This is a genomic window from Psychroserpens sp. (assembly GCF_034670085.1).
Taxonomy (GTDB): Bacteria; Bacteroidota; Bacteroidia; order Flavobacteriales; family Flavobacteriaceae; genus Psychroserpens.
In genome coordinates, this window is the sequence record NZ_JAXMOD010000004.1 from 158,709 (window position 1) to 172,813 (window position 14,105).

At 31.9% G+C, this 14,105-nt stretch carries 13 protein-coding genes; 7 read left to right on the forward strand and 6 right to left on the reverse strand.

Features of this window, described 5'->3' with window-relative positions; all coding sequences use genetic code 11:
- Positions 1-3 precede the first annotated feature (3 nt).
- On the forward strand, positions 4-1,335 hold the full coding sequence (locus tag VOI25_RS08530; RefSeq protein ID WP_323788638.1) for a DUF58 domain-containing protein: 1,332 nt from the start codon (positions 4-6) through the stop codon (positions 1,333-1,335).
- A gap of 175 nt (positions 1,336-1,510) precedes the next feature.
- Here VOI25_RS08530 and VOI25_RS08535 read toward each other — a convergent pair whose 3' ends face one another.
- From VOI25_RS08535 to VOI25_RS08545, 3 genes are read right to left on the reverse strand one after another with little or no spacing between them, the layout of a single operon-like run.
- Positions 1,511-3,811, reverse strand: a complete 2,301-nt coding sequence (locus VOI25_RS08535) for a TonB-dependent receptor domain-containing protein (RefSeq protein ID WP_323788639.1) — start codon at positions 3,809-3,811, stop codon at positions 1,511-1,513.
- Positions 3,808-4,734, reverse strand: coding sequence for a FecR family protein (locus VOI25_RS08540; RefSeq protein WP_323788640.1), 927 nt, complete (start codon positions 4,732-4,734; stop codon positions 3,808-3,810). Before VOI25_RS08540 ends, VOI25_RS08535 begins: the two co-directional genes overlap by 4 nt.
- Positions 4,735-4,790: 56 nt before the next feature.
- Complete coding sequence (locus VOI25_RS08545) at positions 4,791-5,303, reverse strand: RNA polymerase sigma-70 factor (RefSeq protein ID WP_323788641.1); 513 nt, start codon at positions 5,301-5,303, stop codon at positions 4,791-4,793.
- A 128-nt stretch (positions 5,304-5,431) separates the two neighbouring features.
- On the opposite strand from VOI25_RS08545, the gene VOI25_RS08550 reads away from it, so the two are divergent.
- Together VOI25_RS08550 and VOI25_RS08555 are read left to right on the forward strand one after the other, a co-directional pair.
- Entirely contained in the window at positions 5,432-7,267 is a 1,836-nt protein-coding gene (locus VOI25_RS08550) for a hypothetical protein (RefSeq protein ID WP_323788642.1), read from the forward strand.
- Between the two features lie 143 nt (positions 7,268-7,410).
- Entirely contained in the window at positions 7,411-8,349 is a 939-nt protein-coding gene (locus VOI25_RS08555) for a LysR substrate-binding domain-containing protein (protein WP_323788643.1), read from the forward strand.
- A gap of 45 nt (positions 8,350-8,394) precedes the next feature.
- Here the strand turns inward: VOI25_RS08555 and VOI25_RS08560 are convergent, their stop codons facing one another.
- The 3 genes from VOI25_RS08560 to VOI25_RS08570 form a co-directional block, all read right to left on the reverse strand.
- On the reverse strand, positions 8,395-8,592 hold the full coding sequence (locus tag VOI25_RS08560) for a hypothetical protein (RefSeq protein WP_323788644.1): 198 nt from the start codon (positions 8,590-8,592) through the stop codon (positions 8,395-8,397).
- 441 nt (positions 8,593-9,033) lie between these two features.
- The gene (locus VOI25_RS08565) at positions 9,034-9,834 is read right to left on the reverse strand and encodes a TIGR00266 family protein (RefSeq protein ID WP_323788645.1); all 801 of its coding nucleotides are present in this window, start codon (positions 9,832-9,834) and stop codon (positions 9,034-9,036) included.
- A gap of 110 nt (positions 9,835-9,944) precedes the next feature.
- Positions 9,945-10,406: a DUF4442 domain-containing protein gene (locus tag VOI25_RS08570; protein ID WP_323788646.1), complete on the reverse strand. Its 462-nt coding sequence runs from the start codon at positions 10,404-10,406 to the stop codon at positions 9,945-9,947.
- Between the two features lie 144 nt (positions 10,407-10,550).
- On the opposite strand from VOI25_RS08570, the gene VOI25_RS08575 reads away from it, so the two are divergent.
- From VOI25_RS08575 to VOI25_RS08590, 4 genes are all read left to right on the forward strand, one after another.
- Complete coding sequence (locus VOI25_RS08575; protein ID WP_323788647.1) at positions 10,551-10,997, forward strand: DUF4870 domain-containing protein; 447 nt, start codon at positions 10,551-10,553, stop codon at positions 10,995-10,997.
- Positions 10,998-11,074: 77 nt separating this feature from the next.
- Positions 11,075-11,413, forward strand: coding sequence for a PadR family transcriptional regulator (locus VOI25_RS08580; protein WP_323788648.1), 339 nt, complete (start codon positions 11,075-11,077; stop codon positions 11,411-11,413).
- The gene (locus VOI25_RS08585) at positions 11,413-13,194 is read left to right on the forward strand and encodes a PspC domain-containing protein (protein WP_323788649.1); all 1,782 of its coding nucleotides are present in this window, start codon (positions 11,413-11,415) and stop codon (positions 13,192-13,194) included. Before VOI25_RS08580 ends, VOI25_RS08585 begins: the two co-directional genes overlap by 1 nt.
- Positions 13,195-13,342: 148 nt before the next feature.
- Positions 13,343-14,065, forward strand: coding sequence for a head GIN domain-containing protein (locus VOI25_RS08590; RefSeq protein WP_323788650.1), 723 nt, complete (start codon positions 13,343-13,345; stop codon positions 14,063-14,065).
- The last annotated feature ends 40 nt before the right edge of the window (positions 14,066-14,105 follow it).

Sequence of the window (14,105 nt, forward strand, 5' to 3'; positions counted from 1 at the left end):
GTTATGAAATTCCTGAAGTCACTATACATACATAAACAATTCTACGTCTATTTAGCCGTGGTTTCAGTTTGCTTTTTAGTGTCATATTGGCTCCCAATTTTATATCCTATTGCTTGGATTCTCATCATTGCATTGTTCGTGCTGCTTTTTACCGATGTACTTTTACTTTATCGCTTTAAAGACGCCATTTCTGTACGACGAATTTTACCTGATAAATTATCTAATAGTGATGATAATCCTATTCCGTTAACGCTAAGTAACCTGTATCCTTTTCAAGTTCATATTGATGTTATAGATGAGCTACCCATTCAATTTCAAAAGCGAGATTTTTCGTATAAAACGAATTTAAAACCTCAGGAACTTCACAATTTCACCTATGTTGTCAAACCTGTAGAACGAGGCGAATATGTTTTTGGAAACCTCAATGTATATATCTCATCACAATTGCGAATTATAAAACGCAAATATCAATTTCAAAATGAACAGATGGTTCCTGTTTATCCGTCATTTATCCAAATGCAGAAATATGATTTTTTGGCTATCGGAAACCATTTAACACAAATCGGACTCAAAAAAATAAGACGTATTGGTCATACTTCCGAGTTTGAACAAATTAAAGAATACGTGGTAGGTGACGATTTTAGAACCATCAATTGGAAAGCAACTGGGAAACATGCACAATTGATGGTGAATCAATATCAAGATGAAAAATCACAACCTATCTACTCTATCATTGATACAGGACGTGTTATGAAAATGCCTTTCAATGGTTTAAAACTTTTAGATTATTCAATAAATTCTGCCTTGGCTTTTAGCAATGTAGCTTTAAAAAAACATGATAAAGTAGGTTTACTAACCTTTTCAAAAAACATAGAGAATTTCCTTCCTGCGATTCATAAAATGACCTATCTCAATAAGATTCTGGAAGCATTATACAGTATTAATACGCAATTTACAGATAGTGATTATGGCTTATTATATGCACAATTAAAACGAAAGGTAACACATCGTAGTCTTTTGTTATTGTATACAAATTTTGAACATATCAGTGCTTTAAAACGTCAATTGCCTTACCTACAAGCCATTTCTAAAAAGCACATGTTGGTTGTGATTCTTTTCGAAAATACCGAATTAGAAACACTCATCGCCACTGATGCTGAAGATGTGCAAAGCATCTATCACAAAACCATAGCCGAAAAATTTGCCTATGAAAAGCGATTGATGGTTAAAGAACTTCAAAAACATGGTATTCAGAGTATTTTAACGACTCCTGAAGAATTAACCATTAATACTATTAATAAGTACTTAGAGATAAAAGCTAGAGGCTTACTTTAATTGTCACTTCGAACGAATGTGAGAAATCTTAATCCCTTAAAATGGTTCTAACTAGAATTCTATTAAGATTCTTCGCTACATTTATTTCGCTCTGAATGACCTTAAGACGTCTTTTCAATCTTGTCAAGAAAACTCATTCCTCTAGTTGAAAGAGAGCTACTCTTTTGACACATAGTTACCAATACAATCTGAACATAACATTAGGAGTAAAACCTAAAGAGAATTTGTCAATGACCTCAATATGATTTTCAAAGTCATTATTACCTACATATTCTCTGCTAATTAAATTGTTCTTGTTGTAAACATTCCTAATTGAACAACCTATTTTCCCTTTAAGCCTGCTATCTTCAGAAAAATTAAAAGCATACGTTGAAGATAAGTCTAAGCGATGATAATTTGGTAAACGTTTGGTATTTATGCCGTCACTAAACTCTAAACCATCAGCTCCTAAAGTTGAACCTGTAAAGGGTTTCCCTGTTTGCCATCGCCATCCTAAAGCGATTTGAAATTTTGAAACCTTATAACTCAAGGACGTAGAAACCGAATGAATAACATTAGATCTTGATGTGAACGCATTATCATTATTTAAATTGCGATACCTGCTTTCAGAATTATTAAATGAATAACTCACCCAAGAATTAAAACCACTAAAGCGTTTTCTTAAAAACACATCTACGCCGTAAATTGTTTGTTCTCCTAAATTGAATTGGCTGTTTTCTGGATTTAAAAACCCAAAAGACAATGCCGTAATATTATTAAGCGTTTTGTAATAATTATCGATATCAAAAGTCCATCCATTACTGGTATATATAAATCCTAGAGATACTTGTTTGCTATTTATAATCGGAAAATCATTGCCATTTGCCAAACGCCAAAGTCGGTTTTCTAAAGATAAATCGCTAATAATTGTTTCATCTATTTCACTTATGATTTGATTTTTAATTTCTCCAGAAATTTGAACCTTAACATTCTTAAATAATCGTTTGTAAAGTAATACTCTAGGTTCAAAACGATAGGCATCTAATTCATTAAAATAGGTTGCTCTTGCTCCAATGGATACATCAAATAACTTTGAATTTTTATAATCGTAATTGGCATACAAACTATGTGTTTGAACAATAGATTCGTCTTGATCTAATATAAACTCGAGATTAGTGGTGTTTTTAAATGAATACCCAACATCTTTGAGTACATATTGATAACCTACTGTCACCGAATTATTATCATTAATGTTTTGCTGAAACTCAGTTGACAGTCCTGAATCAAAAATTAAATTTCGCTTTTCAAAATCTGATGTTTGTTGATCATTTTCAGAAGTTATATAATTATAATCAAATTCATAATCTGAAAAATACGCAGCCGTAGATTGCTTCAAATTTGGAGTCCATTGTCTATCCCAACCAACACTATAACCCGTATTTTTTATAGTCATACGATCATTGAAGGCTTCATTTGTTTCCGAATTATTTACAGTATAATCTAGTTGATTGTCTATAGAAATCATACTTACGAATAAATGGTTCTTCGCATTAGGCTTATAATTCAATTTGATATTGAAATCTAAAAAACTAAAATCGTTATTAGGATTGTCTCCATTTTCAATTTTAGTGCTTTCAAAAACTTTATCTGCAAATCTATTGAACGTTACAGATTGATAGACATTTGTGTAGCTCGATCGCACAGAAGCTTGAATACCAAGTTTATCTTTTATTAATGGTGCATCAAAATAAGCATCTGCGTCAATGCCATTAAAACCAATTTGAGCTTTAAGTTCATCTTCAATTTTAGTGTTAGTAGTCATCGAAATAACACTCGAAGCACGCTCACCATATCTTGGGTGTGAACCTTTATTTATGAAAGTAACATGTTTTGTGGCATTAGGATTGAAGGGAGAGATCATTCCGAAAAGATGCCCTTTATGATACATATTTATGCCATCCCAAATAAGTCTGTTTTGATCTATCTTTCCTCCTCTTACTAAAAAACCAGAAGCTGTTTCGTTCGGACTAACAACTCCTGGTAATAATTGAATACTTTCTAAAACATCGGGTTCAGTAAGACCTGGTAAAATGCCGAGATTTGTTGGTTTTATTTGATACGTTCCATCCTTACGTTTTGAAATTCCTTTAGCCAAATAACTATTAATTATGACTTTATCTAATTCTTGAATGTCAACTTCGTCTTTTTTATTATTAACAATTATATATCTGTTGTCTAAAATTTCAAACTTAAGATTTGTTTGCGATTCAATTTCTGAAAGCACTTGAATTAAAGAGCGTTTTTCCCTTTTTAGCGAGAGGGTTTTATCGGCTAAAAGATCATCGTAGTAAGAAAATCGAACATCAAATACGTCTTCAATGGTTTCAAATGCTCGTTCTAAAGGTTCTGAATTGAAACTAATATAAAATTTAGCCTCTTCTTGCGAAAAGGCTAAATATGGTAATGTTACTAAAAAGCAAATAATCAATTTTTTCACTTTACACTCAAATAAATGTTTCCTTTTTCTTTTTCAAAATATTGTATCTGTAAAGACTTGAATACTGTTTTTAATGCTGTATTCAAACTTTCATGAGTAAAACTACCAGTAAATATTATAGTATTATTAATAGTATCTGAATTTATTTTAATGTTATACTGCGATTCTAAGGCCGAAATTACATATTTTAAAGGTACACTTTTAAAACTGCTTTCTCCATTAATCCAACTCGGATTACTTTCTGAAATATCCCATTTTTCAATTGCATTTCCATTAATGCGCCTCACAGTATTTGTTGGTAACAAGATGTAATCTTCTGCATTTGTTTGCACACTTACTTTTCCTTCAAAACAAACCACTTCAAATAAATCGCTTACCGAGTTTACATTGAATTGCGTTCCTAAAACTTGAACATCTCCATTTTCGGTTAAAACTTTAAACGTACTGCCTTTTTTAACTTTAAAATAGGCCTCGCCATTTAGGGTTATCGTTCTATCATTTTCCCAATTATTTTCATCAAAAGTAATGGTAGATTTGGAGTTAATAATGACTTCTGAACCATCTAATAAGGCGATAGTTTTTTGTTCACCATAATTGGTTTCAATAGTAACGATATCATTTCCTAAGATGGTAAACAACCCGAAAAATAAAACTACAGATGCCGCAATTCCTATGAACCAATGATTTGCGTTTAAATTGCGGACTTTCCCTTTTTTATTAGAAATGTGGTCTTGAATTTTGGCAAAAGAGGCATTAGTAGATCCTTCTAAATCATCATAAACCTCAAGTCCTTTTCTTATTTTAAGAAACGATTTGTAATCTGATTCAGAAACGAGTTTTTTTAACTCAATATCGGAGAGTTTCCCCTCTAACCATTGGGCTAAAAATGAATCGTTTTCGTTATGTAATTCTTTAGTTTTCATTGCTTACAATATTAAAACAACTGTGTAGAATAAAACCCTACTTTTAATTTTATGATTTAGACATTTCCAATATGTTCTCTCAAAACCAATAGAGCCGAATGCATTCGTTTTTCAACAGCTTTAACCGAAATACCTAATTGCTCAGCAATCTCTTTATATTTCTTTTTTTCAATTCTATTTAATAAAAACACTTCTTTTTGCTTTTCAGGAAGGGAATTTATGGTGCGTTCTAATTTTTCCATAAATTCTTTTTCGAGCATTATGAACTCTGGAGATTCATTTGACAATTGACTGGTCATACTTTGTTGATGCTTTTGTACGACTTTTTCGTGTTTAATTGTATTTAAAAAGGTGTTGGTAGCTACTGTATACAAAAAGCTTTTTGCTTTATCATAATTTACCTTTCCACAGTTATCCCAAAGTTTTATAAACGTGTCTTGTAATATATCTTCTGCCTTATCAATATCTTGGGTTTTAAAAAAAATAAAGCGCCTAATATCCTTTGCATACATCTGGTATAGCGTTTCAAAAGTTTTAGAATGACATATATTATGTTGATCTTTAGGCATTATTTTTTTCGAAAGTGAATGCATCAAAACTAACTAAAAAAAAATTAGAGAAAAAAGTAGGGTATTTTTTTTTTTAGTTGTCTTAAGTATGATTAATCACCAAAAAAAACAATAACAAAAAAAATTCTATGATGAAAAATTTTAAATTATTTCTTTTAAGTTTTACTCTAATTGCAGGTTTTTTAACCTCGTGTACAAATAATGATACTGTAGTTGAAGATCAAAATATTAATGAATCTGAAGCTATTACCATATCCTTAAACCGACTTGCACAACAATTTAATACTGAAGGAGACGTAATTCCTACGTCTAACCCAGCAGGTAATATCGTTTTCGATTTTTGCTTTGATTTTGTGTATCCTCTAAACTTATCTTACAACAACGGAACTACTGTTAGTGTAAATAGTTTAGATGATTTAATTATTATCCTTATTAATTCTACTGATGATTTATATATTAACGGCGTTGAATTTCCTTTTAACGTAGAAAGGTATAACGCTAGTACTGATGCTATTGAAATTGTAACGATTAATAATGAAGCTGAATTCTTTGATTTATTAGAGGACTGTGATTTTGATGGTATTGATTCATGTGATTGTGATGATAGTGTAAATCCTGTTTGTGTGGAAGTTCAAGATCCAAATGGAGAAAGTTTTATTATTACATATCCAAATGAATGCTTAGCAATGTGTGATGGTTTTACACCTAACGATTTTGCTGAAAATTGTGAAGACGATTACAACTGTCCTGGTGGGAATGGGTGTTTTGACTTTAATTTTCCGATTACTATAGTAACTGACGACAATGTCACTATTACTATAGAATCTCAAGAAGAATTAGACAACGCCTTATACAATGTATATTACTTTGATTTTGTATATCCTTTTGAAGTGACTTTAACAGATGGTTCAGTTGTTACTGTTTCAAGTGAAAACGATTTTGTGGCTTTATTGGATGATTGTTTTAATTATGAAGAAGATTGTGATTTAGAAATTGAATTTTTAGAAGATACATTGATGTTTTGTGATACCTTCTATGAAGTAGAAATATTCAATCCAAATGGTGATATAGTGGATGTAAATTCTGTGAATTTTAATCCAAATAATGAACTCATTGTAAACGGTACTCCTACAGTTACTGAAAGTGCTTTCTGGAATATGATATGTTCAGATAACGACGTTGTTTTAACCATAAATGGATTACTAACTTTTACACAATTAAATGGTGATTGGGAACTTACCAGTTACTCAAATGACAACTTAATATTTACAAATACTGAAGGGTACACAATCAATATTAATTTAGATTGTAATACCAACAATCCTAATAATTGCAGTGAGCAAGAAGTTTTCGATTTTTTAATACAATGTAACTGGTACATTAACACAAGTCTTTACAACACTGTAGTTGCTGAATACGCTCAATTTTCTGCCGATGGAACCTTAGAGATTTTTAGTGAAGGTTCTGCCACTGGAGTAACTGGAACTTGGGATTTAAGTTCAAATCCTGCAACTGCTGAAGTGTTTATGTCTTTTAATGTTCCAAACTCTCCAAGTGATATGTTCTCTCAATTAGATTGGACAGTAGCTCTATGTAGTGAAGGATTCATAGTTTTAGAATCTGGTAATGAATTCATCCATTTAGAACGTGATTGTAATAACAATTCGTCTGGCTGTACTCCAAATGATATTTTTGAATTAGTTACTGGATGCTCTTGGACTATTGGTGAATTTGCTTACATATTCAATAGTGATGGCACCCTAATTATTACTAATGAATCTACCACAATAGCTGGTCTATGGTTTATAGGTAATACAGGAGGTGGAAATTCACCTGCATCTATTTTTATTCAAGGAGATCAAAACTTAAATGATGAATGGTTCTTTACTGGTTGTGAAACTGATGATGTAATGGTTACCAGTTCTGCAAATCCGTCAAGTGTTATAGAATTTGATTGCAATTAAAAATTATAAAAAATTTATAATCGAAAAGCCCTTTAGAAAACAATCTAAAGGGCTTTTTATTAAGTAAGTCCTAAATAAAATATAATTCATATTATAGTTTTTGTGAATAGTTTTTTGTAAATTTATAGTTTAAACACATAACTATGACAATTACACAACTAAACTACGTCTTAGCGATTGCCGAACATAAAAACTTTACCAAAGCTGCAGAGAAGTGCTTTGTAACACAGCCAACATTAAGTACACAAATACAAAAGTTAGAAGATGAACTTGAGGTTTTAATTTTTGATAGAAGCAAAAAACCCATTGAACTCACAGATGTTGGTAGAAAAATTGTACTTCAAGCAAAAAATATTGTTGACGAATCTGAACGAATTCAAGATATCGTAGATCAGCAAAAAGGATTTATTGGTGGCGAATTTAAACTCGGCATCATTCCAACTGTAATGCCAACCTTGTTACCAATGTTCTTAAAGGCATTTATTAAAAAATACCCAAAGGTTAAATTAAAGATTGAAGAGCTCACTACCGAAGAAATTATAACAAGAATCAATGATGGTCACCTAGATGCAGCTATTGCTGCAACACCTTTAGAATTAGACTCGATAAAAGAGCGTGTTTTGTACTATGAGCCATTTGTTGGATATATTCCCAATGATCACAGACTAAAGGATAAGAAAAAGATTGATGTATCTGATTTAGATATTAATGACATGCTACTTTTAGAAGATGGTCATTGTTTTAGAGATGGTGTGATTAATTTGTGTAAGGCATTTAAAACTCATCAAGATGACCAATTTCAATTAGAAAGTGGCAGTATAGAAACATTAGTAAAATTATCAAATGAAGGTTTAGGGATGACCCTTCTTCCCTATCTTAATACCTTAGATTTAAATGAGAAAATGTCTAAACAACTACATCATTTTAATGAACCTTCACCAGCTAGAGAAGTGAGTATCATATATCATAAAAATGAACTAAAAATGCAAATTATTGACGCGTTACACAATGTCATTTCAGGAATTATAAGAGGTGCAATAGCCTTTCAGAACGTAAATATAATTAGTCCGTTACCTAATTAATCTAGTTTTATAATAAAAAAAAAGCGACTCGTAAGTCGCTTTTTTCTATGGTTTTAGTAATATTAAACATTGATTTAATTCTGGGTTCTGTAGAATTAAAGACTTGATAAAAATCTTAAGCTCTTCAATTTCGTATGGTAACAAACGACTTAGTGCTTTCTTTAATTCCTTACAAAACAATGTACTGTCAAAACTCACTTTTGCAAGTACAGTTTTGGTGTACTCGAACATTGCTCTTGCCATTTTTTAATTAAGTTTAGGTTTAGTTAAGTAGATTTGTGAATAGGCTTTTTATTTTTGATTACTTTCTAAATTTAGTAAAAAAAATGATTGCTTCGTCAGTTTAAACAAAAAATTAACAGAGAGAAGCATTCAATTTCCCAAAAATAAATGCTTTTATATCATTAAACATAAGAGGTTTATACTGTTTAATAACTTTAAAAGTTTCTGTATTAGCGTATGAAATTACTTTCATAATGCAAACTCAACTTTTAAAAGAAGCATCAGGTATATCAATAATTTGGGCATTTCCAATTACAATGACACTTAGAAATAAAAGTGAAAGTAGAAATGACTTCATATGATTATAGTTTTGATGGATTGTATACTATAAAGGTACACGAATATGAAAAAGGTTGCGTCAAAAACACAACCTTTTACTATTAATCTTACAAATTTAGGTTTCTAAAACTTATTATCACCATCTAATAAATCGCCTATTCCGCCAAGAATACTGCCTTCCCCTTTACTTTTTCCGCCACTTCTTGGAGCAGATGCTAAAACGCGTCCTGCTAATCTGCTAAATGGTAAGGATTGGATGTAAACTGTTCCTGGACCTTGCAGTTTGGCAAAGAATAAGCCTTCACCTCCAAATACGGTGTTTTTAATGCCTCCAACAAATTCGATATCGTAATCTACGCCTTGTGTAAAACCTACAAGACATCCTGTATCTACTTTCATTGTTTCACCAACTTGCAATACTTTTTTAGCCATGGTTCCGCCTGCATGAACAAACGCCATTCCGTCGCCTTCCAGCTTTTGCATTATAAATCCTTCACCACCAAAAAGTCCACGACCTAATTTTTTTGAGAATTCTATTCCAATACTCACGCCTTTAGCTGCACATAGAAAAGCATCTTTCTGGCAAATGAACTTGCCCTTAAATTCGGTTAAATCGATTGGAATTATTTTTCCTGGATAAGGTGAGGCAAAAGACACATTACGCTTTCCGGTTAAATCATTATAAAATGCCGTCATAAACAAACTCTCACCTGTAAGGATTCGCTTTCCCGCACCAAGTATTTTTCCAAAGAAACCTGAGTCATTTTGAGAACCATCTCCAAAAATGGTTTCCATTTTAATACCATCATCCATCATCATAAAACTTCCTGCTTCAGCTACAACACCCTCTTGAGGATCGAGTTCTATTTCTACGAATTGCATTTCTTCGCCGTAAATTCTGTAATCTATTTCGTGTGAGGTCATAATTTTATATGTTTTGTTGTTGATTTGTTTATATGTTGATTTGTTTTGGGTTTTGTTACAAGTTTAAAAAACTCCAATAATAAATATTCCAAATTCCAACTGTAAACTATTTACGTTTTACTTTTTACTTTTATACTCCATTCAAAATTAAAATCTGAAACTTGAACGCCTTCTTTATTAATGCCTTTAGAATTTAATAATATGGTTTGCCCTTCTCCAGTTTCAATAGCCATGGCAATTGCATCATCAATCATTTTACCTTGGTTACAAGTAAAATGTATTCGTCCTGTGGCTTTTTTTGTGAACTTCCCATCATTATTAGTAACTAACATCGATATTTTTTGTCCGCTAGATTTAACTTTCGACATCACCAAAGCTCCAGTCGTAAGTTCTGCAGCCATACCTTGAACAGCCCAAAACATAGAATTAAACGGATTTTGATTAATCCACCTATGTTTCACTGAAACCACGCAACAATCCTCTGTTAATGACTTTGTACGCACTCCACAGAAATAGGCAGCTGGTAATTTAAATAATAAAAAAATATTGAGTTTTCTTGGTGAAACAATCATATTCATTGGAAGTTTCAGCTAAAGTATTGAAAATATTCCATACTTCAATTTGTTAATATTATGTTAAATTTAAGTACTATGCGTAACATAATACCTTCTTTTAGACATATATTTGTATAAGCAATTACTATATGATTTAATATTATGCTAGACAACCACCAAAAAAATATCGCAACATTCATCCATTTATCAACCTTTAGTAGGTTTATAATTCCGTTTGGAAACTTTATAGGTCCAATCGTATTATGGATGGCAAACAAAGAAAAATCTGAATTTGTAGATAACCACGGCAAACAAGCTATAAATTTTCAAATGAGCATATTGCTTTATGCACTTATTCTTGGCTTATTATCTGTCCCGTTTTTCTTTTTTAACCTATTTAGTTCTTTCGATTTTATTGATATTGATCCTTTTGACGGCATCCATCTCAATATTACCGAACCTTCACCTCTACTTTATATTGGTGGTGGATTAGGAGCTCTTGCAATTTTAGGTTTTATACTGGAACTCGTATTTATAGTCATCGCAAGTTTAAAGGCAAGAGATGGAGAAATGTATCATTATCCCTTAACTATAGACTTTTTAAAATAAAATCAATATTTCATCAATTAATCATCAATCATCAATCAAAAAATGAACAGTTTATTAAAATTTAATCTATTTAGAATATGAAGATAGAAAACACAAAAGCACAAATGCGTAAAGGTGTACTTGAATACTGCATATTATCGGTCTTAAAAGATGACGATGCTTATGTTGCAGAAATTTTAGGCACATTAAAAGACGCAAAACTGCTTGTGGTAGAAGGCACAATTTATCCACTACTAACAAGGCTTAAAAATGCTGGATTACTCAATTATCGTTGGGAAGAATCCACCTCAGGACCACCAAGAAAATATTATGGTCTCACAGAAACAGGACAACTGTTTTTAAAAGAGCTTAATGGCACTTGGACCGAATTACAAAATGCAGTTAACCTAGTAACCAGTCAAAAAACAAAAAAATAATGAATAAGACAGTCAACATAAATTTAGCAGGTATATTCTTCCATATAGATGAAGATGCATACTTAAAATTACAGCGCTATCTTGAGGCTATAAAACGTTCATTTACAGACTCTCAAGGTCGTTCAGAAATCATATCAGATATCGAACATCGAATAGCAGAATTATTTAACGAGCGTGTTCAAAACGAAAAGCAAGTTATAAGAATCAAAGAAGTAGATGACGTCATCACAATTATGGGTCAACCAGAAGATTATTTGGTTGATGACGAAATTTTTGAAGATGAACCAAAAACATCTTACCAAAGAAGTTCAAGTTCAAGACCTACAAAAAAATTCTATCGTGATACTGATAACTCCTATATAGGAGGTGTATCTTCAGGATTAGCACACTACTTTGGAATCGATCCTATCTGGATTCGAATAATCTGGTTTATATTAATCTTTGGAGCTGGAACAGGTTTCTTACTATATATCATATTATGGATTTTAGTGCCTGAAGCTAAAACAACGTCAGAAAAACTAACCATGACTGGAGAACCAGTGAACATTAGTAATATCGAAAAAAAAATTAAGGACGGCTTTGACAGTGTCTCTCAAACAGTATCAGATACGGTCAAAAGTGTAGATTTACCTAAGCAAGGGCAAAAAATTAAGTCCTCATCAAAAACATTTTTTGATACCATTGGAGACATTATCATGTTTTTCTTTAAAGTTTTTGCAAAATTCATTGGCATCATCTTAATTATCGTAGGTGCAGCTACATTAATTTCACTATTAATATTCTGCTTGAGTTTAGGTGCTATAGATATAGTTCATTTTCCTGGACTCGACATTTTTGAAGCTGCTAACGCTGCTAATACACCAGTTTGGTTAATTTCTTTAATTACCTTATTTGGTGTTGGAGTACCATTTTTCTTTGTGTTTTATTTAGGATTAAAAATTCTAATTAACAACTTAAAGTCTATCGGTAATGTAGCTAAGTTTACACTTTTAGGCCTATGGCTTATGGCAATAATTGGAAGTATTGTAATAGGTGTTAGACAAGCTAGTGAACATGCATATGATGCAACCGTTAGTCAAAAAGAGCAAATTAATATAAAAGCTAAGGATACACTTACACTTGCCGTTGTTGGAAACACGCTTTATAGCAAACAGTTTGGAAGACATAGCAATGTGTTCAGACCAGTATATGATGACAACGACAATAAGATGATTTACGCAACAGATGTAAGGCTAATTGTTCGTTCTACCAAGGATTCGGTTGCCTCAATAAACATTGAGAAAACTGCTGAAGGCAGAAATTATAAAGAAGCAAAATTAAGAGCTCAAGAAATTGATTATAGTTACGAGCTTTCAGACAAAAGGCTTGAATTAAACGGTTATTTAACCACAGATTTTGAAAATAAATTTAGAGACCAAGAAATTGAAGTTACGCTCTATCTACCTGAAGGAACAATTCTGTATGCTGAAGGAAATACCTACTCGTATCACAGAAATTCTAGTTACTACAATGACATTTTAGATAACGGTATGGAGGATCAATACCTGGAAATCACAAATGGAGGAGTTAAATGTTTAGACTGTCCTGTGGATGATGATTTCAAAGTGAAAGTTGACATAAACGACGACGAAACTGGACTCAAAATAGATGAAGATGGCATTGAAATGAAATCAGAAGATAGTAGATTGAAAATTGACGAAGATGGTATTAAAGCTAAATCAGAAAGCATCAATATTAATATTGGTGAAGATGGCATTGAAATCACATCAGACGATAATTAACAATTCAACTATATAAATCAACAGTTCAGATCATTCAGTTTTGAAAACCAATGAAAAACTAGAATATTTGAACCATCAATCAAATCGAAATGTATAAATCAATCATTAATCAATGTTGGAATTAATTCAGCATAAAAACCAATTCATCATGACAACATTAATAAAAATTATAGTAACCGCATTATTAGGAGCCCTTCTCGTGTCTTGCAATTTCGACTTTAACTTGGGAGTTAAAGGAAATGGAAATGTGACCACAACAGACAGAGAATTAAATAGTTCATTTAATGCCATTGAAGTGAGTCGAGGATTAGATGTCTATCTAACTCAAGGCGATACAGAAGGCATACGAGTTCAAGCCGATGACAACTTACAAGAAATCATTATAGTTGAAGTAGAAAACGGCGTTTTAAATATTTATGCAGATGAAAACATTGGTTCAGCCGCTTCTAAAAAAGTGATGGTTAACTTTAAAAATGTAAACAAAATTTCTACTTCTAGCGGAAGTGATGTCATTTCAACTACTATGATTACTGCTAATGACCTTGAAATTTACACGTCCAGCGGAAGTGATGTAGAACTTGAAGTTGACGTTGAGAATTTAATTTGTCAGTCCTCTAGTGGAAGTGATATTAAATTATCGGGAACTACAAATACATTTAGAGCAGATGCCTCTAGTGGAAGTGATATTAAAGCAGCTAAACTTAAAGCTGTAAAAACAAAAGCGGAAGCCAATAGTGGTGCAGATATTACAGTAAATACATCAAAAGAATTGACAGCAAACGCAAATAGCGGAGGCGATATAAAATATTATGGCAACCCTGAAAAAGTAGAAAAAAGCGACGGCCCTTCAGGTAGCATCAGAAAGCAGTAACACAATAACAACCAACTAATCAACTTGTTTTTTTAAACCA